Source organism: Streptomyces sp. NBC_00448, from assembly GCF_036014115.1.
Lineage (GTDB): Bacteria > Actinomycetota > Actinomycetes > Streptomycetales > Streptomycetaceae > Actinacidiphila.
The window spans coordinates 678,101-702,572 of the sequence record NZ_CP107913.1; the positions used below are offsets into that span (position 1 = coordinate 678,101).

Annotated in this window: 15 protein-coding genes; 7 read left to right on the forward strand and 8 right to left on the reverse strand. The window is 72.5% G+C overall.

Features of this window, described 5'->3' with window-relative positions; genetic code table 11:
* The first annotated feature begins 37 nt into the window (after positions 1-37).
* From glsA to OG370_RS03005, 3 genes are all read left to right on the forward strand, one after another.
* Positions 38-1,063: a glutaminase A gene (gene glsA, locus OG370_RS02995; protein ID WP_328460267.1), complete on the forward strand. Its 1,026-nt coding sequence runs from the start codon at positions 38-40 to the stop codon at positions 1,061-1,063.
* A gap of 318 nt (positions 1,064-1,381) precedes the next feature.
* Positions 1,382-2,539: a carboxylate-amine ligase gene (locus OG370_RS03000; protein WP_328460269.1), complete on the forward strand. Its 1,158-nt coding sequence runs from the start codon at positions 1,382-1,384 to the stop codon at positions 2,537-2,539.
* Between the two features lie 73 nt (positions 2,540-2,612).
* Entirely contained in the window at positions 2,613-3,122 is a 510-nt protein-coding gene (locus OG370_RS03005) for a DUF6328 family protein (RefSeq protein WP_328460271.1), read from the forward strand.
* A gap of 191 nt (positions 3,123-3,313) precedes the next feature.
* Here OG370_RS03005 and OG370_RS03010 read toward each other — a convergent pair whose 3' ends face one another.
* Entirely contained in the window at positions 3,314-3,655 is a 342-nt protein-coding gene (locus OG370_RS03010; RefSeq protein WP_443060840.1) for a helix-turn-helix transcriptional regulator, read from the reverse strand.
* A 100-nt stretch (positions 3,656-3,755) separates the two neighbouring features.
* Between OG370_RS03010 and OG370_RS03015 the strand changes: the two genes are divergently transcribed.
* Positions 3,756-4,235, forward strand: a complete 480-nt coding sequence (locus OG370_RS03015; RefSeq protein ID WP_328460275.1) for an STAS domain-containing protein — start codon at positions 3,756-3,758, stop codon at positions 4,233-4,235.
* A gap of 174 nt (positions 4,236-4,409) precedes the next feature.
* Here the strand turns inward: OG370_RS03015 and OG370_RS03020 are convergent, their stop codons facing one another.
* Both OG370_RS03020 and OG370_RS03025 read right to left on the reverse strand, forming a co-directional pair.
* Positions 4,410-4,850 (reverse strand): DUF2267 domain-containing protein, encoded by a 441-nt coding sequence (locus OG370_RS03020; RefSeq protein ID WP_328460277.1) that lies wholly within the window; start codon positions 4,848-4,850, stop codon positions 4,410-4,412.
* A 124-nt stretch (positions 4,851-4,974) separates the two neighbouring features.
* Positions 4,975-5,406: an Hsp20/alpha crystallin family protein gene (locus OG370_RS03025; RefSeq protein WP_328460279.1), complete on the reverse strand. Its 432-nt coding sequence runs from the start codon at positions 5,404-5,406 to the stop codon at positions 4,975-4,977.
* 128 nt (positions 5,407-5,534) lie between these two features.
* On the opposite strand from OG370_RS03025, the gene OG370_RS03030 reads away from it, so the two are divergent.
* Both OG370_RS03030 and OG370_RS03035 read left to right on the forward strand, forming a co-directional pair.
* A complete protein-coding gene (locus OG370_RS03030) occupies positions 5,535-6,200 on the forward strand; it encodes a hypothetical protein (RefSeq protein ID WP_328460281.1) in 666 nt (221 codons plus the stop codon).
* Positions 6,201-7,147: 947 nt separating this feature from the next.
* Positions 7,148-11,317, forward strand: coding sequence for a carboxypeptidase regulatory-like domain-containing protein (locus OG370_RS03035; RefSeq protein WP_328460283.1), 4,170 nt, complete (start codon positions 7,148-7,150; stop codon positions 11,315-11,317).
* 62 nt (positions 11,318-11,379) lie between these two features.
* Here the strand turns inward: OG370_RS03035 and OG370_RS03040 are convergent, their stop codons facing one another.
* Both OG370_RS03040 and OG370_RS03045 read right to left on the reverse strand, forming a co-directional pair.
* Positions 11,380-12,423 carry a TrmB family transcriptional regulator gene (locus OG370_RS03040; protein WP_328460285.1) on the reverse strand — a complete coding sequence of 348 codons (1,044 nt, stop codon included), beginning with the start codon at positions 12,421-12,423 and terminating at the stop codon, positions 11,380-11,382.
* A 96-nt stretch (positions 12,424-12,519) separates the two neighbouring features.
* The gene (locus OG370_RS03045) at positions 12,520-16,656 is read right to left on the reverse strand and encodes a S8 family serine peptidase (protein WP_328460287.1); all 4,137 of its coding nucleotides are present in this window, start codon (positions 16,654-16,656) and stop codon (positions 12,520-12,522) included.
* Between the two features lie 222 nt (positions 16,657-16,878).
* On the opposite strand from OG370_RS03045, the gene OG370_RS03050 reads away from it, so the two are divergent.
* A complete protein-coding gene (locus tag OG370_RS03050; RefSeq protein ID WP_328460289.1) occupies positions 16,879-17,670 on the forward strand; it encodes a helix-turn-helix transcriptional regulator in 792 nt (263 codons plus the stop codon).
* A gap of 113 nt (positions 17,671-17,783) precedes the next feature.
* On the opposite strand, the gene OG370_RS03055 is transcribed toward OG370_RS03050, so the two are convergent.
* From OG370_RS03055 to OG370_RS03065, 3 genes are all read right to left on the reverse strand, one after another.
* Positions 17,784-22,040, reverse strand: a complete 4,257-nt coding sequence (locus OG370_RS03055) for a S8 family serine peptidase (protein ID WP_328460290.1) — start codon at positions 22,038-22,040, stop codon at positions 17,784-17,786.
* A gap of 762 nt (positions 22,041-22,802) precedes the next feature.
* Complete coding sequence (locus tag OG370_RS03060) at positions 22,803-23,453, reverse strand: hemerythrin domain-containing protein (RefSeq protein WP_328460292.1); 651 nt, start codon at positions 23,451-23,453, stop codon at positions 22,803-22,805.
* Entirely contained in the window at positions 23,450-24,319 is an 870-nt protein-coding gene (locus OG370_RS03065) for an SDR family oxidoreductase (RefSeq protein WP_328460294.1), read from the reverse strand. The genes OG370_RS03060 and OG370_RS03065 overlap by 4 nt, the downstream gene beginning before the upstream one ends.
* Positions 24,320-24,472: the final 153 nt, after the last annotated feature.

Here is a 24,472-nt window from a genome sequence, read left to right on the forward strand (position 1 = left end):
AGGCTTGCGGGTGATCCGTGAGAGGAGGCCATAGTCCATGGGCGGCATAATCCACGATCCCGGCGACTCGGCCGGGCCCGTCCATGAGGCGGCGGCTGTCTCCACCGGCACCTTGCCCAGTGCGGCAGCCGTGGATGACGCGCTGTCCGCGGCCTACGCACGGTTTCGGGACGACGCCTCGGGACGCGTGGCGGACTACATTCCCGCTTTGGCCGAGGCCGATCCGAGCCTGTTCGGACTCAGCGTCGCCGACGGGCATGGAAGCGTTCGCCACGCCGGTGACGCCGGCCATCCGTTCTCCATCCAGTCCATCTCGAAGGCGTTCGTGTTCGCCCTGGTGGACCAGGCCCTCGGGCGCGAGTCGGTCAGGCGGCGGGTGGGCGTCAACAACACCGGCCTGCCGTTCAACTCCATCCTGGCCATCGAACTCAATCACGGCAGCCCGATGAATCCGATGGTCAACGCCGGCGCACTGGCCACCACGAGCCTGGTCCCCGGAGCGGACGCCGCCGAGCGCTGGGACTTCGTCCACCACGGACTGTCCCGCTTCGCCGGCCGTGAACTCGACCTGGACACGCGGGTGTACGAGTCGGAGGCTGCCGCCAACCAGCGCAACGAGTCGATCGCCCGGCTACTCGACAGTTACCACCGCCTCGGCTGGGATCCTATCGAGACCACGGACGTCTACACCAAGCAGTGCTCCCTCTCGGTGACCACCCGCGACCTGGCCGTCATGGGAGCCACCCTCGCCACCGGCGGCGTCAATCCCCTCACCGGCGATCAGGTCGTCGACGCCGCGGTATGCCGCGACACTCTGGCCGCGCTGGCCACCTCCGGCCTGTACGAACGCAGCGGCGACTGGCTCTACGAGATCGGCATGCCGGGCAAGAGCGGGGTATCCGGCGGCATCCTGACCATCGCTCCCGGCAAGGGCGGGCTGGCCGTGTTCTCCCCCGGTCTGGACCCGGCCGGCAACAGCGTCCGAGGCCAACGGGCGACCCACTACCTGTCCGGCGCGCTGGGCCTCAACCTCTTCGCATCCGCCCCGCAAGATCCGCAGTAGGCGCCACTCCTCTCGACGGGAGTGGCCGTGATCTCCAGTTCCCGCACTGTGCCCGAGGACGCGTCCCCGGGCACAGCCCGTTCAGTTGGTGCTCGAACCGTTCGGAAGCGACCTGCTGTACCGACCCGCGCCCTTGTCCGTGCGGCGGCCGTCGCGGAGCCGGTGAGCGCCGGCGAGGTGGCGGTGACGGGTACGGCGTCGGCCGCCGCGACGGTCTGGGTGACCTTCCTGCCGGAGGCGCGCGGCCGGGGTTGCGGTCCGAGCGCCAAAGTCCCCCGGTCCCGTCGTGCCGGCACCGATCAGGGGTAGGTGCTCCACATGACGACAGGCCTGACCCTCGGCGTGGAAGAAGAGTTCCTGCTGCTCGACCGGAAGACCGGACTGCCGGCCCCGCGCGTGGGCGAGGTGCAGGCGGCGGCCGAGCGGGAGCGCGGCCTGCGGCGCGAAGAGGTCGACAGCGAGCTGCTGCAGGCGCAGGTCGAGGTCGCCACCCCGGTGTGCTCCGAACTGGACGAGGCCGCCTCGCATCTCGTCCGGTACCGGCGGACCGTCGGAGCCGCGGCACGCCGTGCCGGCTGCCGGCTCGCCTCCACCGGGGCCGCGCCCGTGGCGGACGGACCGGCGGTACCCGTGACAGCCACGCAGCGTTACCGGGAGATACGGGCGGACGCGGCGCGACTGGTCGACGAGCAGTTGATCTGCGGCATGCACATCCACGTAGCCGTACCCGACCGCGAAGCCGGAGCCGCCGCGCTCGGCCGGCTGCGGCCCTGGCTGCCGGTGCTGGTGGCGCTGGGCGCCAACTCCCCCTTCTGGGAGGGGCGGGACACCGGGTTCGCCAGCTGGCGCACCGTGGTGTTCGGGCGCTGGCCGGTCAGCGGGCCGCCGCCCTTCTTCTCCGGCGCTGCCCACTACGAGGAGCGGGTGGCGGCCCTGCTGGCCACCGGCGTGGTCGCCGACCGGCACCAGCTCTACTGGCACGCCCGGCTGTCCGACGAATACCCGACGCTCGAGGTTCGGGCTCCCGATGTCCAGCTCGACGTCGAGAGTGCGGTCACGATCGCGGGTATGGCACGGGGGCTGGTGGCGACGGCGTTGCGCGAGGGCCGCCGAGGAGCCCGCCCGCTGGACCCACCGGCCAGCGTGCTGCAGGCCGCCGGATGGCATGCCGCCCGCCGCGGCCTGAGCGCCGACCTGGTCGATCCGTGCACCGCCACCCCCTCGTCCGCGGCCGAAGTGGTCGGTTCGCTGCTGGAACGCATCGCCCCCGCGCTCAAGGAGCTCGGCGACGTCGGCCGCGTGACCGCTGGCGCGCAGCGCCTCATCCGCAACGGAACGGGGGCCGCACGGCAGCGCGCCGCGTTCGCGCAGGGCGGCATGGACGGCCTCTTGGACCTGATCGCACCCGACCCGGAACAGCCCGCCGGAGGCCCCGGCCAGGACTGCCTCCCCCCTCACGCGGCCCCGGTCGGATGAGCGCGGCATACGCGAGGCGGACGACGATCGAGCCGATACCCCCGACGAGGGGGACGGGGCGACAGGAGGGCCGATGAACGCCCGCGACCCGCACGACGAGCCGCCGGCCGCCGGGCGCGGGCGGAACGAGAGCCCCGAGGAGCGGGCCGACCGCAGGTGGGGCGACCTCCTGCAGGAGGTGCGGGTCGCGCAGACCGGCGTGCAGATCCTCTTCGGTTTTCTGCTGACCGTGGTCTTCCAGCAGCGGTTCACGACCCTGGACGGGACCGACCGGCACATCTACGTGGTCACCGTCGTGCTGGGCGCCGCCACCACCGGCGCGCTGGTCGGGCCCGTGACGATGCACCGACTGCTCACCGGCCGCCGGCTCAAGCCGCAGACGGTCGTCCTCGCGTCCCGGCTGACGCTGCTCGGGCTCTTCCTCCTGCTGTGCACGATGGCCTCGTCGCTGCTGCTGGTGCTGCGGGTGGCGATGCGGGATACCACAGCGGCATGGCTGGTCGGGGCGCTGGTCGTGTGGTTCGCGCTGTGCTGGTTCGCGCTGCCCCTGTGGGCCTGGCACAACGAACGGCGCAACCGCTGACCCGGGGCGCGCCATCAACTGCGGCCCTGCTGATCGGAGCGCGCCGACACCCGGTCGTTCGGCGTGCTCCCGCACGTGCGCAGGCGACCGGTCACACCGGTGACGGGTGGTCTGACCGCGTCGCCCTCACGCAAGCCCCTGTCCGGGCTCCCGGGGCGTCACGCTCGAGCCGTGCGGTGACGTGCTGCCGGTCAGCTCGACCGGTCGCCGGATTCCAGGGCGAGAAGGGCGAGCAGGTCGGCGACGGTGGGTCCGGCGTCGGCGGGGTGCCGGAGCCTGGTGCCCGGGGGGATCTCGTAGTGGTTGGCGCGTCCGACCCGCGTGTGCGTGAGGTAACCGTCGCCTTCCAGGTCGGCGATGATCCTCTGCACCGCACGCTCGGTCAGCAGGCATCGTGCCGCGATGTCGCGCACGCGGACCCCGGGGTCACCGGCGATGGCGGCCAGTACCCGCGCGTGGTTGGTCAGGAAAGTCCAGGTCGGGCGGGCGTCGGCTGGTTCGGGCACCCGCCCACCATACGGCGAGTTGTTCATGTCGCTCAATTCATGAACAATATTTCGTGTATTCCTTGACGTGTGCGGAGCGGAAGGGAACGCTCATGGCCAGGTACAACCACAAAGGGGGGTAGGTCCCATGTCCGTCACAGAACCCGTGTCAGCCGCCGGCAACCACCTGCTCGCTCACGGAGACGACCCGGCGCAGTCGAGAACCGCCACCTTCCGGGACATCGGCTCGGGCCTCACCATCCGGACCGTCGAGCGGAACGGCCGCTGCCGGGCCGCCGTATGCGGCGAGATCGATCTCGCCACCGCGGCGGGCGTCGGCAGCGTGCTGGCGCACTGCCTGGAACGCTCGCCGGGCGGCCTGGACCTCGACCTCGGCGACGTCCTGTTCTTCGACTGCGTGGGTCTGAACATGTTGCTGCGGCTCAGGTCGCGGGCCATCGACCGCAATGTCACGCTGACCGTCTCGGCGCTCGCACCGACGGTCGCACGGATACTGGAACTCTCCGGCACCCGCGGGCTGTTCGGTAGCCCCGAAGAGGCCGGGCCCACGCCGCGGATCGTGCGCCCGGCCAGGTGGCGATCGGCAGCAGGACGGCGGCACGCCTAGTGCTTTGACCGGGATCGCCCGCTCCGACCCGAGCCGCTGGATCGTGGCGGCGGACCCGGCCAGGGCCAGTACCGTGCCGGCGTCGCAAGCAAGCGGCAGCCGTACTGGGGCTCCTTCGAGACCCCGACGGGGCGGCGGGTACGTTCGAATGTCCGGGACCGCCGCGCCAGGCTTTCAGGCGGCCTGGATGAGTTCGGCCCGACCGAACAGCAGCGCGTAACCGGGAGGTAGCTGCTCCAGAGCGCGGGTGAGCAGATCGGGGGGCAGCAGGGTGGCAAGGGTGCTCAGTACCGCCCCGGTCTCCCAGCGCGCGACCGCCGGGGAAACGCCGATGCGCGCGGCGACGTCCTGGACGAAGGCCCAGCCGGTACGGCGCGCCGAGGTCGAGGGTTCGGCCAGGAGAGCGCCTACGGCCTCGGTCGGCAGGTGGGTGGCGAGTTCGCCGCGCAAGTCGTCACCGACTTGGCTGCCCAAGGCCGTGAGGACCGTGCGGACGGCCCGTTCGGCCCGCTCGCGGGTGGCGTACGCGCCGTCGTAGCGAACGTGTTCGAGCAACCTCTCGTAGTCGCAGGGAAGCGCCGGTGCGGTCTGGCGAGACCCGGGCTGTGCGTGCATGGGTGAAGTCGAAACCTTCCGTCTCGGCAGACCCGTCGGCCCGGTGGGCGGACCGACGGGCACAGGGAAATGGACAAGCCGTCGGCGGCGGCCGGCAACAGTGGTGGCCGCCGGCCGGGTCGATTCAGCCGGCGATCTCCCCGCGGCGGGACCCCGAACCGACAACGACCTTACGGGGCTTCGCGCGCTCAGCGATCGGGATACGCACCGTCAGCACGCCGTCCTCGTAGTCGGCCTGGATACGGTCGGTGTCGAGGACGTCGGACAGCATGATCTGGCGGGAGAAGGCGCCCAAGGGCCGCTCGGACAGGTCCATCCGGACGCCGTCGCCGTGCGCTGTCGGCCGCCGCTCGGCCTTCACGACGAGCACGTTGCGCTCGACGTCGATGTCGATTGCCTCCCGCGGCACGCCGGGAAGATCGAGGACCACCACGTATTCGTCGCCGTCGCGGTAGGCGTCCATCGGCATCGCCGTCGGGCGCGACCAAGTGCCGGGACGCAGGAACTGCTCGGTGAGGCGGTCCAGTTCACGGAAGGGGTCGGTACGCAGAAGCATCGCTGTACACCTCCAGAGACGGGGCGGTTGTCGCCGGTGTCGTTCACCTGCCCACTGTTGTAGCATGTCATCCATTGGATGACAAACATCAGCGTCACCCAATGGATGACATGGCGAAGGAGAGCTCCATGACAGCCGAACGCCCCACCCCGGCCGGGCCTCCGCCGCCAGGCGCGGCCTCCTTCCTCGCAGCCAAGGCGGCACTGGAGAAGATCGACGCTGCGGTCCGCGGCGCCCGCGGCGCACACCCCGACGACACTCCCCCGCCCGGGCCGGAGCCCCAGCAGGCTCTGGACTCCCTGCTCCTCCTGCGCGAGGTGCGCGAGCAACTCGCCGGTTGGGAAACGGGCCTGATCGAAACGGCGAGGGCATCCGGCGCCAGCTGGGCCGATCTCGCCGGCCCCCTCGGCGTGGCCAGCCGCCAGGCCGCCGAACGGCGGTACCTGCGCCTTCGCCCCGGCCCGCCAGGCTCCACCGGCGAAGAAAGAGTCACCGCCACCCGCACCCGCCGCGCGGCCGACCGAACGGTCGACACATGGGCCCGCACCAACGCCGCCGACCTGCGCAGGCTTGCCGGACAGATCACTGCCCTGACCGGCCTTCCCTCCACCGCGCGGACCGCGGTCAGCGATCTCGACACAGCCCTCGCCGCTGACGACGCCGCCGGCCTGCTCGCTCCCCTCACCGCCACCCGCTCCCACCTGCGTGCCGAGCATCCCGATCTCGCCGCTCGCGTCGACCAGGTCACCAAGCACACCGACCAGCTCCGCAGTCCCGGCGAGGATGCCTCATAAGCCCCGCGAACCCCGGGTACGCGGCGAGAGCATCGTCCACGCCCACAGCGGCCTTCGCCCCGTGGGCTGATCGTCTCTGCGGCGAGCCCTCCTACGGCGTCCGCTCCCACATCTCTCACCTCAGGGGAGCGAGGGAGGATGAGCGAGGGCGCGGGCGGGAGTTCGCCTCGCGGGATGCGATGTGGTGGGTTCCGTCCGAGCGCGACACCAGCCCCGCCGCCTCGCGTGCGGGCGCCGCGTCCGACGGCGCCCCCTCGTGGTCCGGCGACGCGGTCCTGCGGATGTGGTTGTCGGGAGTGCGTGGGGAGACGGCCGGCGGCGTGGCGATCGAGGTGATCGAGCGGCCGGGGTCGGCAGCTGATCGCCGCGGCGCGGATGACTTGCCCGGTGGCGACGCTCGGCCTCCCGCCGACCCGGCCTCACTCGCGGGCGGCGGCCAGGCCCGGGCGGTCCAGGCTCGGGACGACGAGGGTGCCGCCGGGGTTGAGAAGGCGCGGCACGCCTTCAGTTCGGGGCGGAGCGCGTTCCTGCCTGACTTCTTGTCCGCGAGGACCTTCCGGCACCCGGCACCCGGCAGCGGTGGCCGCGTCGAGCCGCCGCTCCAGCCACGGCGGTGATCGATGAGCGACGGCAGGGACGACCAGCGGATCACGCCCCGAAGCGGCCGACACGGCCGGTCGGACACCTGCCTGCTGATCGCCCGACCCGCGTCCACCCCCACCCACGGGCAACGCCCCTGACTGGCGCCTTCGCCTGAGCACGGCAGAGCGCCGGCCCCGGTCACGTTCAGGTGGCGGGCTGTCCCGCGGACCGGTTGCTGTCCCCTTCCGGAAGTTGGCCGCTGCCTGCCGCCCGGGACCCCGCTGCGTTCCCTCTGCTCCTGCCATGCTCGCGGCACCACCGCCCGACAGGAGTCACGACCGCTCCATGTACCCGGAGGGAACACCTTGGCGATACCCGGTGCCCACTCACGGCAACGACTCAGACGACTGCTGGTCGTCGGCGCCGCTGCCGCGATGGCCGTACTGACCGTTCAACTCCCGGCGCAGGCCGCACCACCGGGCACCGCCCCGGCGCCGGCGGCCGCCACGACCAGCAAGAAGACCCCGCATCCGTCGCACCGCCTGTGCTCCCATTCCACCAAGCCGTCGCAGGCGGCGTGTTCCGCGCTGGAACGCGACGACGTCCAGCAGTCCAAGGCGCAGGTGGCCGCGAGCGCAGACGCCACCCCGACCGGCCTGGGCCCCACGGACCTCAAGGCCGCTTACCACCTGCCCTCGACCGCCGCCTCGGCCGGCCAGACCGTCGCCGTCGTCGACGCCTACGACGACCCGTCCGCGGAGACGGAACTGGCCACCTACCGCCAGCAGTACGGGCTGCCCGCCTGCACCACGGCCAACGGCTGTTTCACCAAGATCGACCAGCGCGGCGGCACCGACTACCCTGCCCCCAACGCCGACTGGGCCGGGGAGATCGCGCTCGATGTCCAGATGATCAGCGCGGTCTGCCCCGACTGCAAGATCATGCTGGTCGAGACCGACAGCGCCTCCATGGCCAACCTCGGCGCCGGGGTGAACCAGGCCGTCGCGAAGGGCGCCAAGTTCGTCTCCAACAGCTACGGCGCCCCCGAGGACGCCTCGGCACCGCAGTCCGACGCGCAGTACTACGACCACCCGGGCGTCGTGATCACGGCGAGCTCCGGTGACGACGGGTACGGCGTGAACTATCCGGCGGCCTCCCCCCTGGTCACCGCGGTCGGCGGCACCTCGCTGGTACGCGACTCCTCCGCACGCGGCTGGTCGGAGTCCGCGTGGAGCGACGCGGGCAGCGGCTGCTCGAAGTTCGAGGCAAAGCCGTCGGTCCAGACCGACAGCGGCTGCGCCGGGCGCACGGTCGCCGACGTCTCCGCGATCGCGGACCCCGACACCGGTGTGGCCGTCTTCTCCGGCTCCACCTGGCACGTCTTCGGCGGCACCAGCGTCTCCTCCCCCATCATCGCGTCGGTGTACGCGCTGGCCGGTGTGCCCGCCGCCGGTTCGTATCCGATGACCTTCCCGTACGCCAGGCAAAGCGCGCTCCACGACGTGACGTCGGGGTCCAACGGGTCGTGCGGCGGCGGCTATCTGTGCACCGGCGGCGACGGCTACGACGGGCCGACCGGGCTGGGGACCCCCGACGGCGTCTCGGCGTTCGCCGCCGGCCCGCACGCCACGGTCAAGGGCACGATCACGGACGGCGCCACCGGTGCCCCCCTCGCGGGAGCGCTCGTCACCGCCGGGGACGCGCAAGCGACCACCGCGGCAGACGGCACGTACACCGTCGTCGTCGACCCTGGCACCTATGACATCACGGCTACCAAGTTCGGCTACGCGGCGAAGACCTTCCCCGGTGTCGCCCTCGTGGACGGGCAGACGCTCACCGAGGACGCCGCTCTCGCCGCCAAGGCACGGGTGGCGGTCACCGGCACCGTCGCCGACGCATCAGGCCACGGCTGGCCGCTGTACGCCACCGTGCAGGTCAAGGGCGAGCCGACCAGCGCCGTGCACACCGACCCCGCCACCGGCCGCTACACGCTGAGCGTTCCGGTCGACGGCAGCTACACCCTGCAGACCGCAGCCGCGTACCCGGGCTACGCGCCGAACGAGACGTCCGTCGCGGTCGGCGACGGCAACGTGACGCGGAACATCGGAGTCCCGGTGGACGCCGGATGCACCGCGGCCGGGTACACCTCCCACTCCCACGGCGGCACGGAGGACTTCAGTTCCGCGGCCGGCGCCACCCCGCCCAGCGGATGGACCGTCAGCGACGCCGACGGCACCGGGCAGACCTGGCGCTTCGACAGCTCCCGCGGCAACTCGACAACCGGATCAGGGCAGTACGCCATGGTCGACAGCAGGACCTACGGGTCCGGCGGGAAGCAGGACACCTCACTGGTCAGTCCGGTCTACGACCTCAGCGCCCTGCCCGACCCGTATCTGACGTTCCAGACCTGGTACGAGGGGTACAGCAACAGCACCGCGGACGTGGACCTGAGCCTGGACGGCGGTACCACGTGGGCGACGGTCAACCACTGGGCCGACACCGCCGACCGCGGCCACACCGTGCGGATCGACCTGCCCCAGGCCGCGGGCCAGAGCAACGTCCGCGTCCGCTTCCGGTACACCGGTGCCTACTCCTACTACTGGGAGGTGGACAACGTCTTCGTCGGCGGGCCGACCTGCGACCCGGTCCCGGGCGACCTGGTGCTCGGCCAGGTGACCGACGCGAACACCGGCAAGGCCGTGACCGGCGCCAAGGTCGTCTCCACCGACAAGCCCACCGAGTACGCCTCCACCGCGGCCACCCCGGACGACGCCGCGCTCGGCGACGGCTTCTTCTGGTTCTTCTCCACCCTCACCGGCACGCATCCGCTGTCGGTGACATCGGGCCAGTACAAGACCGCCACGGCATCGCTCGACCTCGCGGCGGACCAGGCCAACGACACGAACGTCGCACTGGCCGCCGGACAGCTCTCCGTCAGCTCGACCGGCGTGGCCAAGACGCTGAACTGGCAGGGCAACGCCTCGCAGACCGTCACGGTCAAGAACACCGGAACCGCGGCCGCCACGGTCCAACTCGACGAAGGCGACCGGGGTTTCACGATGCAGGGGCGCCCCGCGGGCGCCCCGGTCCACGAGGTCGAGGGCCACTACCGGCCCGGGTTCATCGCCCCGGCACGGCACCCCGCCGCGTCCGCCGCCTCCACCGCGACGGCCACGCCCGCGGCCGCGCCGTGGACGACCCTGGCGAACCTGCCGGTCGCGGTGATGGACAACGCCGTCGCCACCGCACCGGACGGCAAGGTCTACTCCGTGGACGGCCTGAGCGCCACCGCCGTCGTCTCCACGGCATACGTGTACGACCCGCAGACGACCACCTGGTCCGCCGTCGCGGACACCGGAGTACCCCGCGAAGCGCCCCAATCCGCCTTCATCAACGGCAAGTTGTACGTCACCGGCGGATGGGCCGCCGACGGATCGGCGGTGCGCGGCACCCAGGTCTACGACCCGTCCGCCGGCACCTGGACGGCCGTGGCGAGCATCCCGAGCGGCTTCGCCGGCGCCGGATCGGCGGTGCTGGGCGGCAAGTGGTACATCGTCGGCGGCTGCACCGCCACCTGCGGCCAGCGAACGGTCCAGGTCTACGACCCGGCGGCCGACACGTGGACCAAGATCGCCGACTACCCCGAGGCGACCGCCTGGCTCGGCTGCGGCGCGATCGGCAAGGCGCTCTACTGCGCCGGCGGCGACGACAGCACCACCGCGTCCGTCCACACCTACTCCTACGACCCGGCCACCGACGCCTGGTCGCCTCTGGCCGACATGCCGTTCGACCTGTGGGGCATGGGCGTGACCAGCTCCGGCGGCAAGCTGCTGCTGTCCGGCGGCGTGACCAACCAGACCACCACCCTCACCAACAAGGGCATCTCCTATGACCCGTTGACCGGCGCGTGGACAGCCCTGCCCAACTCCAACACCACCCTGTACCGCGCGGGCAGCGCCTGCGGCTTCTACAAGGTGGGCGGTTCCAACGGCAACTACCAGCCGATCGGCAGCGTCGAGGTGCTGCCCGGCTACGGCGACTGCGCCGACGCGGTGGACGTGCCCTGGCTGTCCGCCGACCCGGCGTCGGTCACCCTGGCACCGGGGAAGTCCGCGAAGATCACGGTCACCCTGGACGCCTCGGGCGCCGAGATCAACCAACCGGGCACGTACGACGCCGCGTTGGAGATCAGGCAGGACACGCCCTACCCGGTCGCCCCGATCGACGTGGCGATGACCGTCCTGCCGCCCAAGACCTGGGGCAAGATCACCGGAACGGTCACCGGCGCGCTGTGCTCCGCCGCCCCGGCACCGCTCAAGGGCGCGACGGTGCAGATCGACAGCTGGGCCGGGAGCTACACGCTCAAGACCGACGCGAACGGCCGCTACCAGCTGTGGCTCGACGTCCGCAACAACCCGCTCACGGTCACCGCGGCCCAGGACGGCTGGGCACCCCACCCGGACCAGGCGAAGGTCAGACGCGGCGCCACCACCACCCTGGACTTCGCCCTCCACCCCGACCACACCTGCTCATAGCAACGGAGTTGACGTGCGCCGCCCCCGGCAGTCCGCCGGGGGCGGCGCCCCGTTGCCGACACCTAGAGCCAGCCGCGCTGGGCCGCCCGCACCCCCGCCTGGAAGCGCCCCGTGCTGCCCAGCCTGTCCTGCAGGACCCGCACCCGCCGCCGCAGCGTCCGCACGCTGACACCGAACTGCCGGGCGATGGACTCGTCGGTCATCCCTGCTCCCAGCAACTCCACCAACTCCTGCTCCTCCGCGGTGAGGCCGCCGTCCCGCAGCAGGTCGCGGTCCGGGAACCGGCCCCGGCCGCGCACCGGAGCACCCTGCTTCCACAGCGCCTCGAACAGCGCCTGCAACGCGTCCACCAGCGCGGAGCCGCGCACCACCAGGGCCCGGTGGCCGCGCACGCTCTCCCCCACCGTCAGCGGCAGCAGCGCCGCACGCCCGTCGATCAGCAGCAGCTTCAGCGGGGCCTCGGCGAGTACGCGCGCCTGCTCGCCGGCCGCGATCATGGCCGTGATGTGGTCCAGCCGCGCCGGGTTGGCGAGGACCTCGACCGCGTACAGCGAACGGAAGCGGACACCGCGCGCGAGCGCCTCGGCCTCGGCCGCGGCCATCGGTCCCGGCTCGCCGACGTACGGCGGCGCCTCGATACCGCACAGGTCCCGTTCCGCGCCCGCGACCAGTTCCTCCACGCGGTGGGTGACGTGCGGCGCGCCCTCGACGACCTCCAGGATGCCGTGCGGCCGACGGTGCGCCCGGCCCCCTTCGTACTCCGCGGACAGCCGCTCGGCCAGGCCGTCGGCGGCCGTGGCGAACCGGGCCGCGTCCTCCTGCCGCCGGCGTACGAGGGTGCGCATCGCCTCGCGCGGGTCGGCCGGCTCCAGCCGGCCCGGCGGCCCCTCCCGGGTGCGGCGCAGCAGCCCGACCTGGAGGAGCCGCTGCGCCGCCCGCCGCACCCGGGACGGGGAAGCGCCCAGCACGGCGGCCCACCCGGCGGCCCCGTCGTCGGGAGCGCGCAGCGCCGCGAGGTACACCGCGCGGTCGAAGGGCAGCAGGCCGAGGAGGCCCCAGTCGGGTGCCGCGGGCGGCTCCTGCTGCCCGCCGGTCGGTGAACCCACCTGGTGCCCCCTCGACTCCCCCGTGCCCGCGGACCGCTCCCCCGTGGCCCCGTTCCCCCGTGGCCCGGTTCCTCCGTCTCCCCGTTTCCGCTCGCCCTACATCCCGTCGACGTAGTCCTTCAGGGTCTTGCCCTTCAGCCGGGTGACCGGCGCCGTCAGGTGGTCGGCGGTGCTGTTCTGCATCAGGTAGTCGGCCACCACCCAGTGCATGTCCCGGGCGTCGACCACGCCGTTGTGGTCGATGTCCGCGGCGCGGTCGGAGCTGCCGCGGGCGGCGTAGACCGCGGCGGCGTCCCGGACGTCGATGACGTCGTCGCCGTTGACGTCCCCGGCGACGAGCGCTGCCGCGGAGCCCGCCGTCGTGCCGGCCAGGCCCCAGTCACCGCGCAGCGCCTCGTCGATGTCCTCGTGCCAGGTGAAGTGGCCGGGGACGCGGACCTCGAACCGGTAGGTGCCGTCCGTCGGCGGCAGGCCGGCGAGCGACATGCGGCCGGTGGAGTCCGGTGCGAGGTCGTAGCGGGTGCCGTCGGGCGCGGTGAGCGACGCGGTCATCCCGTCGGCGGAGTAGTCGTGCGCCGGGTCGAACGCCAGGCCCGGGGTGAGGAGCGCCTGCGCGGCGGGCCGGGCGTTGAAGTTCGACGTCGGGTTGAGCCGGCGGACCGATCCGTAGAACTGCGTGTTCAAGGACACCTTGGTGGCGTCCGCCCGGGTGGCGGACGTGGTGCCGGTGTTCAGGCTCGCGTTGTCGGTCCACGCGCCGTCCAGGACCTGGTAGGTCACCTTCAGCAGCGGGACCGAGTCGCCGGTGATCCCGCCCGCGGCCGACACGTCGAAGGCCGCCGTGGTGGAGGCGCTGCTCCCGCTGCCGGCGTCGGTGGTCCTGATCTGCGACGGGCCGTAGCTGCGGAGCTCCTTGGTGGGCTCGATCGACACGATCCTGGTGTTCCGCGCGTCGTAGCGGATCTGGCTGGAGAACGACGCCCACTGCTGGAGGTTGCGGCCGGTCAGGGTGTACGTCACCAGGTCGCCCGGGCGCGCCGAGGACGCGGACGCGTCACCGACGACGTACGGCCGTCCGGCGTCGATCACGTTGATCATCCGCAGGTCCCCGATGTTGCCGGCCGCGTCCGAGGGCCACAGCTTCACGAAGCCGACCGGCGGGCCGGACGGGAGCGTGACCTGGCCGGAGATCCGGCCCTGCGCGTCGGGGCTGAGCCCCGCGTCGGGCGCCAGCGGGTTGGACGTCGAGTAGTCCAGCACGTTGTCGCCCTGGCCGATGTCGATGCCGGCCTTGCGGATGGCGGCGGCCTGGTCGTCGTGCAGGGTGCCGGAGAGGTCGAACTTCGTGGTGCCCACCGGGCGTTCGACGACCGTGGGGTGCGCGGGGTCCCAGGCGCCGTAGGCGTCGGTATACGACGGCGGGCGGGAGTCGACGTAGATGTCGCGGAGTTCGGGGTAGGTGTTGCCCTGCGCGTCGGTGCCGATGATCCGCAGCTTGTAGTGGCCGTCGGCCGGCCACGTGCCGCGCGGGTCGACGGGAGTGTCGCGGCGGCCGGTGAGCGGGTGGTAGTAACCCTCCACGTCCGCCGGGCCGTAGAGCACGCCTTCGGTGAGACCGGTCGTGTCGATGGAGCCGATGTAGCCGAGGTCCTTGCCGGAGGCGCTGTCCAGGAAGATGTCGACGGAGGTGAGCTGCCCGGCCATCTTCAGGTCGAACGTCGCCTGGCCACCGGAGGCGCTGCCGGCGCCGGTGCCCTGGTTGGTGGACAGCACCGACTTGGTCATGTCCAGCTCGGCCAGGCCGGTCTTGACCACGCGCATGCCGAACGGAACGTGCAGCGCCGGATGCCCGGTGCCGTCGGGCGTCAGGGTGAGGACACCTTCGTAGTTGCCGGCGGGAGCGTTCGCGGGCACGTGGAGACGGGTACGGACAGATCCCTTGCCGTGCGCGCCGACCGTGACGTGGTCCGTCGCGTCGAGCGTGACGCCGGCCGCGGCGGCGTCCTGCGAGGAGCCCGAGCCGCGGGTGAAGGCGGCCCGGACGGTGTAGCGGACCGGCTGCTTCGAGGTGTTGCCGACCTTGAGCGTGTCCTGGTGGGAGTACTGCTTGCCCAGCGCGAGGGTGCCGAAGTCCAGCGCGCCCGTGCGGTAGTGGCGCTGCGTCGCCGAGCCGTCGAGGGCGACGTACGCGGTGGTGGCGCCGACGTCCACGGTCGCGGTCGCGTGGACGGCGGCGTAGGGGTCGACACGGCCGGCGCCGCTGTCGAAGACGCTGGCGGCGCCCTCCAGCGGGCGGGCGGTGTTCATCAGGGCCGTCTTGACGCCGTCCGGCGTCAGACCGGGGTCGTGCTGGAGCAGCAGGGCCGCGGCGCCGGCCACGTACGGGGTGGCCATGGAGGTGCCGCTGAGCCGCTCGTAGGCGTAGGTGTAGTCGTCGGCGGCGCCGCCGGGGTCGACCACGTCCGCGGGAACGGACGAGAGGACACTGACGCCGGGCGCGGTGACCTCGGGCTTGATGGTGTTGGTCCCGTAGACCGGTCCGCGCGAACTGAAGTCCGCCAGCCCGCCGTCGCCGAGGGTGAACTCGCCCTTCGGCGCGAAGGTCACCGGTGCGCCGGCGGCCGTCTGCGCGGCCAAGGTGGCGCCGTCGGCCGCGGTCAGGGAGAAGGCCGGGGCGAAGGTGTTGCTCTCGCCGAGGTAGTCGGGGATGTGCCCCTCGGCCGCGTTGTCGTTGACCAGCAGCACCGCGGCCGCTCCCTGCGAACGGGCCCGCTGCACCTTCTCGTTGAGGGTGATCCCGCCGCGCTGCACCAGCACGGCCTTGCCCGACACGTCCTTGCCCGCGTAGCCGGCGCTGGTTCCGGTGCCGACGTCCACCACCGGGTACGAGCCGCCGGCCAGCCGGTCGAGCGCGTCGCCGTAGGGCTGCGCGACCAGCCGGGCCTCCACCGCGCTGCCGTCACCGGTGCCCACCGTGTACGAAGGCAGCTGGATCGGGGTGTCGTTGGCGCCGACGGTCAGGGGCAGCGCCGCCGCCCCGGGGGTGCCCAGGGTGTAGGCGGAGGGGCCGCTGTTCCCGGCGGCTATGACGGTGGTGATCCCGTCGAGCACCATGGTGTCGGCGGCCACCGCCTCCGGGCTGAGCGGGTCGTCGACGGCGGCGCCGAGCGACATGTTGACGACGTCCATGCCGTCCCGGTCCGCGCGGTCCATGCCGGCCAGGACGGCGCTGGTGCTCCCGCTGCCGTAGGGGCCGAGCACCCGGTAGGCGTACACCTTCGCGCCAGGCGCGACACCGTGCGCCGCGAGCGCGGTCGACGCCTCGCCGCGGCCGGCGAGTATCCCGGCCACGTGGGTGCCGTGCAGGGTGTAGTAGGTCTCGCCGCCATTGGTCTCGGCCTGCCCGGACGCCTTCCAGTCGGCGTACGTGGTCTCCATCGGGTCCGCGTCGTCGTCGACGAAGTCGTAGCCGCCGGCGTAGGCGTCCTTCAGGTCCGGGTGGTGGTAGTCGATTCCGGTGTCGATGATGCCGACCTTGACGCCCGCGCCGGTGACGCCCTCGGCGTGCAACCGCTCGATGCCCGTGGCGATGGCGTCCTCGTCGCTGCTGTCGGCCGCGGCGGTCGTGGCCGGTCCCGCGGCGCCGGCCGCGTCGTCGAGGGCGTGCACGGTCGTGTCGGCCCATACCGAGGCGACCTGGTCGATCGAGAGGAGGTCGGCGACCTTGTCGCCCGGCAGGGACATGCTGACCCCGTCGAAGCTGTCGGTGTATCCGCGGCGCACCGTGTAGCCGCTGGTGCCGGCTTTCTTGGCGGTGCCGCCGGGGAAGGCCCTGGCCAGCCCGGAGGTGAAGGCGGCGTGGGCGTTCTGCACGGCCTTGCGGGCCGAGTCCGCCGACAGGCTCCGGCCCTGCTCGGCCGCCAGCAGCCGGGCCGCGTTCGCGGTGGGCTGCCGGAACCGCACGATCACGTCGACCGGTTTGCCGGACTTCAGCGCCGCCGGGTCGTCGAAGTGCAGCGCGTTCGGATCGATCGAGCCGAGCTGGTGCAGCGCCTGGCGCTGCTGGGCGCTGAGCGAGCCGAGCAGCTGTTCGGCGCTGCTGCGGTCGCCGGTTGGGGCGGCGGTGGTCGCGGCGGCCGCGTGCGGCTGCGCCGGCAGGCCGAGGAGGAGGACGGTCAGAGCCGCGGTAGGCGCGGCCCACCGGCGTCTGCGGCGAGGTGCGTGAGGGATCATCTGGGGTTCCGGTCCTGGGCGGGGAGTGGTGCCGCCCGCCCCACCGGGTACGGGACGGCGGGGCAGGCGGGTCAGATGACCATGCCTGGTGAGTGGCCCGCCGGGACATCTCATCGGCTGGCGAGACTGCGTCGTGACGCCATGTCGCCACGCGCCGGCGGCTGCTGAGCCCGCGCAGGGCGGCCGGTGACACGGACGGGGACATGCACGACACTGGGCGGCATGCCGTCCGACCTCGAAGAACCGATGCCCGACGTATCCGCGGCGCTCCCCGCGCTCGCCCGCTTGCGGGAGGACCTGCGCCAGGCGGAGTCAGCCGTGGCCGGCATGCTCGACTCCTGGCACCGCGTCCAGGGCGCGTCGATCCCCGGACTGGTCGAGTTCGTCGAGGGGCGGGAGGCCCAGGGGCGCCGGCTGACGGAGCTGGAGTACGGCGCCCGAGTGTCCATCCTGGTCTGCCAGTCCGGTGCCAACCGGGTCGCGCCGGTGCCGTCGACGTTCACCACGCCCGTCCCGGACGCCGCAGAGCCGGCGGAGGACCCGCGCGGCACGCTGGCCGGCGTGGACTACCGCGTCCTGGTGGACCGGGACTTCCTGTCCGAGCCGACCGCCGTGCGGGCCCTGGACGAGCGGCTGGCCGAGGGCCACCGGGTGCGGGTGATGGACCATCCGCTGACCAAACTCGTCGTCGCCGACGGCGAGTTGGCCATGGTCCAGATCAGTCCCGAGCAGTCGATGGTGCTCCGGCCGCCGCTGGTGACGCTGGTCTGCGAGCTGTTCGAGGCGCACTGGCGGCGCTCGCGGCCCTATCTGCGCGAAGAGGGCGACCTGGCCCCGAACGACCGGCGGATACTCCAGTTGATGCTGTCCGGTCTCACCGACTCGGCGACCGCCAACCAGCTCGGCACGTCGCCGCGCACGGTGCAGCGCAGGGTCCGGGCCCTGATGGACGCGGCGGCGGTGACCTCGCGTGTCCAGCTGGGCTGGTACGCCATCCGCAACAACTGGGTCTGACCGGGCCGGGCCCGCCCCCGAGGTGGGGGCGGGCCCGGCCGGCGCCGCGGAGATCCGAACGCCAGGCCCGACTCCTGGTGCGGCGGTGCCGGATCGCGCCGGGGGCGGCGGCCTCAGAGCTGGGCGACCACCACCTTGGTGGTGCCTTCGTCGGCCGTGTCGAAGGCGTAGAAGGCGACCTGGTCGTGGTTGTTGATGCCGATGCCCTCGGTCGGCGCCCAGCGCTGCCCGTCGACCATGGCACTGATGTCGTACAAGCGGCCCTGGGGGTCCCAGACCACGGCAGTGGTCTCGTCCGGCGCGGTCTCGGCGGTGCCGACGATCCAGCCCGAGTCGCTGATCCCCAGCGCGTTCGCGTCGAACCCGAAGTCCGGCAGCCGGGTCATGGCGCCACCCGGCCGCAGCACGAAGGCGTCGTCGCCGCTGCTGCCGACAATCACCCCGGAGCTGTTGATGGCCTGGGCGTAGCTGTCCGCCATTCCCGGCAGGGTGCCGAGGTCGGTGACGGTGCCGTCCGGCGCCCACTTCACCGCGTGGCGCCGGCCGCCGGCGTCGGAGTGCCCGACGACGGTGCCGTCGTCACCGATGGCCAGCGGCTCGGTGAGGGAGGCGTCTCCGGCCAGGTTGGGCAGCATCCGGAATCCGCCCGCCGCCGTCCAGGAGAAGGCGTCGTTGACCTCGGTGTTCTTCCCGGTGGTCGGATCGCTGACGTAGCCGGTGGCGTTGCCGACGACCGTTCCCGAGTCGTTGACCGCGAAGGCCCGGTCGAAGCTGTATGCCTTGCCGTCCGGGATCGGCAGCACCGTGAGCTTTCCGTTCGCGTCCCACAGGCCGCCGTGGGTCTGGCTGCCGATGGTCAACTGGCCGACGGCGTAGCCCGCGGTGCGGCTCTGGCCGAGGACGTAGCCGCTGCGGGCACCGCCGTCGTCGAGCCGGGTGACGCCGGCGGTGGCGTCCCAGCGGATCGGCACGGTCTGGCCGCCGACCTGCTGCGAGCCGGCGACCTGGCCCTGGTCGGTCAGGCTGAATCCGGTCGCCGGGCCGAAGTCCACGAGCACCGTGGCCCGCGGTTGGGTCAGCCTCCCCACCACCACATCGGCGCTGCCGATGACATCGCCCCGGTCGGTGGCCACGGAGAACCGTCCGACGAGTTCTCGCCCGTCCGACGGCTGGGCGTCGGCGGTCAGCCGGCCGTGGACGGTGAGCTTCCCGCCGTGCGCAAGGTCGACGGGCCGTGCGTCGTCGACGGTGACCGACCCCAGGGAATCCGAGAAGACCGTGTCCTGGATGTCGAAGGCGGTGCTGCCGGAGGGCACATGGGTGCCGGCGACGTACACCTGGTAGTAACCGGGCGCCGGGTCGTCCATGGCGATCGACTCCGCGGCGCCGCCGTGGGTGGACGACCCGACCGTGGCCCCGGTGGGTCCGACCAGGTACAGGTCCAGGTCGGCTCCGGGGTCGGTGGCGTTGCCCATGGCGATCTCCAAACGCCTGGCGTCACGCGGCACCGTGATCTGCTTGCTCGTCATCTGCCCGTCGGTGATGGTCGGGTGCTCCTGCGCCATCGCGCCCAGCGCGCCGCCGACGGCGTGCGCCGTCACCGGTCCGAACGAGTTGGTCGCGGTGAAGCCGCGCTCGACCGGCGAGTGGATCGCGGCCTCGTCGACCGTGGCGGAGGGCGGGTCGAGCGTGGCGCCCTGCACGGCGGCGTTCAGCCGGTAGGGGTTCTCCAGTTGCGGCGAGGTGCGGCGGCTGTCGACCTGGAACTCCCACACGCCGGCCATCGGTTGGTGGTAGGTCCGGGTGGCAGGGTCACAGGTCGCGGGGTCGGAGTAGCCGGCGTAGCAGTCGCTCGCCGCGTTGCCCTCCACCGGCTCGCCCTGCGGGTCGATCGCCAGGAAACGGGTCTGGCTGTCCTTGGCCAGGCCCGACAGGTCCACCTTGAGGACCTGGGCACCGGCGGGCACCGCGACGAACATGGACGCCGAGCCGTTCCGGTCGACCTCGCCGCGCTGCGCCGCGCCGAACGACGGCGCCACCGGGTCGGTGGTGGCGACGACCGTGACCAGCACCAGCTTGTCGACGCCGGGGGTGGCCGGGTCGTCGACGCGCAGGACCGCGGAGTGCGCGCCGGCGGTGCGCGGCAGCGCGCGGACCGCGACCGAGGCGGCCCGGCCCTGCTTCAGGTGCAGCAAGGAAGGCGCCGAGAACGTGCCGTCGTTGCCGAGCCAGGACAGCGCGGCCAGGTCGCTGCCCGTGCCGGTACGCGTCAGCTGGATCTGGTACGTGTGCGACCGGTTCGGCACCTGCCCGCCCTGGTCGGGCGCGCAGCGGTTGTACAGGCCCGCGCCCGAGCGCGGGGTCACCAGCGCCCCGGCGAGCACGCTGCACACGGGTGCCTGGACGGTATAGGCCGTGGGCTGCGCGCCCTTGGCCAGCACCTGCCAGGCCCGGCCGACGGATATCAGGCCGGCGCCCTGTCCGTAGGCGGGCACGCCGTGCAGGAAAGCCGCGGTGCCGGTGAGCGCGCCGCGCAACGCGGCCGGGCTGACCTGGTGGTGGTTGGCGAGGGCGGCGGACAGCAGCAGCGCGGCGGCGCCGGTGGCCTCGGGAGAGGCCATCGAGGTGCCGTTCTCCATGGCGTAGCCGGGCGGAAGGTCGTACCCGGCCTGGGGCACGCTGGAGCCGGCCTGCCACATCGGCACGGTCGAGACGGCGGCGCCGGGCGCCACCAGGGTCGGCTTGAGGTCCCCGTCCTCGCGCGGGCCGCGGGCGGAGAAGGGGAAGAGCGCCTGTGAGGCGCTGACCTTCGCGCCGTAATCCGCCCACCAGGTCTCCTTGCTGACGGAGGCTCCGACGCTGACGGCCTCATCAGCGGTCGACGGTTCCGCGACGGTGTTCATGCCCGAGCCGTCGTTGCCGGCGGAGACGAAGAACTGCACGCCGTAGCCGTCGATCAGCCGGTTGTAGAGCAGTTCACGGACCGAGGAGCCGTCGTTGAGCGCGCTCAGACCGCCGATCGACAGGTTGATCACGTCGACGTGCTGGTTGACCACGGCGTCGATCATGCCCTCGGTCAGCGCGGAGTCGGTGCATCCCGCGGCCAGGCAGACCCGCTCGGAGACGATCCGGGCGCCGGGCGCCGCGCCGTTCATCTTCCCGCCGAACAGCCCGTGCCCGGCGGTGATGCCGGCCACGTGGGTGCCGTGGGAACCGGAGACCAGGCCCAGGTTGACGAAGTCGGCGGTCTTGCCGACGGACGTACCGCCGCGGGCGGACAGGTCCACGCCGTCGCGGTACTCCACCGTGAACGGCATGGTCTCGGCGACGGCGGTCTTCGGGTCGTCGGTGCCGAAGTGGGCGACCTGCCCGCTCTGGGCGTACGGCCGGACCACGTCACCGGCACCGAACACGTGGTCCTGGTCGGCGTCGACCCAGATGGTGTGGTCCGACGGGCGGTACAGCACGCCGAAGACGTCGCTGGTGTCGCCGTCGCGGTTGACGTCGCCGCCCAACTCGCTGTTGTACAGGTTCTTCTCGGCGAAGGTCTGGAACTCGTAACTGCCGGCGGGCGCGGTCCAGGTGACGCCGCCGGTGGTGAACGTGCTCCCGGTGACGGTGACCTTGGTGTGCATCTCCAGCCACGTCGGGTCGCCGTCCTGCACCGGGTCGGTGGCGGTGACCCAGTTCGCGATCTTGCGGGCCCCGGTGGTGGTGGTCCGCAGCGCCGGCTGGTCCAGGTCCACTCCGGTGTCGAGAATGCCGACGGTGACCCCGCGCCCGTCCCACGTCGGGTGCTGCCGGACGAAGTCGACGGCACCGGTGTCGGCGGTGGGCAGGTACGCGTTGTCGGCCGGGGTGCCCGGCCCGGGAGCAGGGGCGGTGCCGGCGCCCTGTCCGGCGTGCCGGTCCTGTGCGGTGACCGGCGACGGGTCGGACAGCTTGAAGGTCTCGTCCAGGTCGACGGCGGTGACGGCGTCGGACGCGGCCAACTGCTCGGCCTTGCCCGTCGGTACGCTCGCGCGCAGGTAGCCGAGACGGTCGTCGACCTTCTCGGTCCGGCCGCCGAGCTTGGCGACCTCGGCCCGCGCCTTGCCGGTGTCCCCCTGGTCGGTGGCGAGCAGCACGGTGACCGTCGGGGCCTTCCGGCTCTGCGCGGTCTGCAACAGGGTCCGGTCGTGCGCGCCGAGCTTCCCGTGCGGGTCGGCCTTGGCGACGGTGCTGCGGGGCGCCCCGAGGGAGTGCGGGGTGTGGCCGCCGCCCGCGGCGTGCGCGGACTGGCTCGACAGGCCGAGGGCGGCTGCGCAGAGGGCTGCCGCGAGAACCGCGGCGGTCAGCCGGGGTCTGCGGCGGACGTACTGGCGTGGCATGTTCTCTCTTCCCGATCGGAGGGTGGAGTTGCGGGTGCGCGCGCGGGACGGCGGTGTCGGTGCCGCCCCTGCGCGTCCCGCGCCGGCCCGGACGTCGGTCGGTCCGGACCGGCGGTCTCAGGCGACGGCCCCGCTGCGGACCTGCTCGGATACGGCTCACCTTCCGGCCGGCCGTCAGAACCGCCGGGGCCCAACGCCCCGCGGCGAGACGGAGCCGTGGGGCGTTGCGCCGCTCGGCGGGCGCTCCGGTGGGCCGGTGACGGTCACGTCCCCGGGCAGAGGTGCGTGTCGGGGCCGAGCGTCGTCTCCCGCCCTGCCGGAAGGTGGCCGGCGTGGCCGGAACAGGCGTCCTGGCCGGCTCCCGATGACTCCAACTGCCCGCTGACGCACACGAATACGGGCCGCCGCGTGATGGCCGTGCCGCGCCACCGTCTGGGCGGCCGGCCCGGGAAGGCCGCTGAACTTCGAGGTCATGCGGTGTGTCTATCGGGAGAAGCCCGGCCGCACAGCGCCCGTCCTTGACGGGATCTCGTCACGTCGACATCTCGCCACGACGCGGGCGGCCGCGGCATCCCTGAGGCCGGCTGCCACGAAGCCGGCCTTGCCACCCGCGGCGCGGATGGCGTCCACGACCGCGCCTCCACGCTCCTCATCGCGTCCGGCAACCAGAAACGCGGGCACCGCGCTCGCCCGGCCTGGCCGGGCACCAGCCACTTCTCCGCCGGCACTGCCATGCCCAACTTCCCCGGTTCTCGGAGTGGTTCAGCCGCGGATGGTAGCGGTTTCGCGGGTGAACCGGCGGTGCCCGATCAGCTTGTAGGCCAAGCGGGCCGGGGCCGGCACGACCTTCAAGAACCTCTCCCGTTCCGCGTCATCGGTCTCCTCGGTGATGTGGCCGAGGAAGACCAGCCGCCGTGTGAGCGGAATCGCGCTCATGCCGTGCTTGCCGAGCGCGTCCCATTCGCGTTGCGTCAGCGTGACCGAGACGATCGGGAGTATCTTCTGTTCCTCCTCCGCCAGGTGGTCGATCAGTGTCGGCATCATGGCGTCGATGAGGGCCGCCATCCGCTCGCCGGCGGCGGCGTCCGCGCTCGCGGTCCACGCCGGCAGTTCCGCGCCGACGGCCGTGACAGCGTCGTCGACCCGCGCGTGCTGCGTGTCCATCCGGTCCATCAGCTCCGGGTCGAGCGCGGCGCGCTCGCGCAGCACGGGAAAGAGCAGTTCGTCCTCGCCGGTGTGGTGGGTGTGGAGGAAGTTCAGCATCTCTTGGGCGTGCGCGCCGATGACCTTGGATCGCGCAGGGTCATGGGCCGCGGAGCGCAGCAGTCGCGGGAGCTGACCGAACTCGCGCCGGATGACGCGGTGGATCAGCACCATCTCATGGGTGTCGACGCCGGGTGCGGAGGTGCTCACCGTGTCTCCTCGACGGTCGCGGCGTTCTGGACGGCTTCGCGCGCCGTGGTCGCCGGCCGGCCGATGAGCTTCACCAGGTCCTCGCCGGCGGTGAACAACTCTCCGCGGGCCAGGCCGGCGTCGGCGTCGGCGACGGCGGCAGCCATCTCCGGGGGCAGCCCCGCGGCGGTCAGGGTGGCGGTGTAATCGGCGACCGACATGTCCTGGTAGACGATGGGGGTGCCGAGGACGTCGCTGATCGTGGCGGCGAGTTCGGTCAGGGTGAACGCCGGTCCGCCCAGCTCGTAGGTCGCTCCGAGGTGCCCGTCCTGCGTCAGCACCGCGGCGGCGGCAGCCGCGTAGTCGCGGCGGCCGGCCGCGCTGACGAGACCGTCGTGCGCGCTGCCCAGCAGTGCGTGGTACCGGGTGATCATCGGAAGCTGGTCGGTGTAGTTCTCCAAGTACCATCCGTTGCGCAGGATGACGAACTCCGAACCGCTGGCACGCAGGTACTCCTCCGTGCGGCGATGTTCGTCGGCGAGAGTCATGCGCGCGGTCGAGGCGTTGACGATGCTGGTGTACACGATCCGGGACACACCGGCGCGGGCCGCCGCGTCGATGGCGTTGCGGGCGTTGTCGAACCGCTCCCCCACCGTCGTCGTGGAGACCAGCAGCAGCGTGTCGGCGCCCGCGAAGGCGTCGTCGAGGGTGAGCGGATCGGCGAAGTCCGCGCGCCGCACCGTCACCCCGCCGTGTGCGAGGTCGGTGAGCTTGTCGACGTCCCGGCCGGTGGCCACGATCTGCGCCGGCGGTGTTCCGCCGGCGAGAAGCTGATCGACGACGAGCCGGCCGAGGTGACCCGATGCTCCGGTGATGACAGTGGACATGGTGTTTTCCTTCGATAGGTGTGCGGTGTGGGTGAACGGCTGTGTGAGCGAAGACCGCCGGCGCCCCCGCGAGGGGTGGCCGTCCCGCTGCCGGGCGTGGACACCTCGCCCGCCGTACCAGCGGCCGGTACCACCGGGCTCGACGCTCGAAGT

Coding starts and splice junctions, on each gene's coding strand:
- glsA (WP_328460267.1), top strand. CDS start 38: ATGGGCGGCATAATCCACGATCCCGGCGACTCGGCCGGGCCCGTCCAT.
- OG370_RS03000 (WP_328460269.1), top strand. CDS start 1,382: ATGACGACAGGCCTGACCCTCGGCGTGGAAGAAGAGTTCCTGCTGCTC.
- OG370_RS03005 (WP_328460271.1), top strand. CDS start 2,613: ATGAACGCCCGCGACCCGCACGACGAGCCGCCGGCCGCCGGGCGCGGG.
- OG370_RS03010 (WP_443060840.1), bottom strand. CDS start 3,655: ATGAACAACTCGCCGTATGGTGGGCGGGTGCCCGAACCAGCCGACGCC.
- OG370_RS03015 (WP_328460275.1), top strand. CDS start 3,756: ATGTCCGTCACAGAACCCGTGTCAGCCGCCGGCAACCACCTGCTCGCT.
- OG370_RS03020 (WP_328460277.1), bottom strand. CDS start 4,850: ATGCACGCACAGCCCGGGTCTCGCCAGACCGCACCGGCGCTTCCCTGC.
- OG370_RS03025 (WP_328460279.1), bottom strand. CDS start 5,406: ATGCTTCTGCGTACCGACCCCTTCCGTGAACTGGACCGCCTCACCGAG.
- OG370_RS03030 (WP_328460281.1), top strand. CDS start 5,535: ATGACAGCCGAACGCCCCACCCCGGCCGGGCCTCCGCCGCCAGGCGCG.
- OG370_RS03045 (WP_328460287.1), bottom strand. CDS start 16,656: ATGATCCCTCACGCACCTCGCCGCAGACGCCGGTGGGCCGCGCCTACC.
- OG370_RS03050 (WP_328460289.1), top strand. CDS start 16,879: ATGCCGTCCGACCTCGAAGAACCGATGCCCGACGTATCCGCGGCGCTC.
- OG370_RS03055 (WP_328460290.1), bottom strand. CDS start 22,040: ATGCCACGCCAGTACGTCCGCCGCAGACCCCGGCTGACCGCCGCGGTT.
- OG370_RS03065 (WP_328460294.1), bottom strand. CDS start 24,319: ATGTCCACTGTCATCACCGGAGCATCGGGTCACCTCGGCCGGCTCGTC.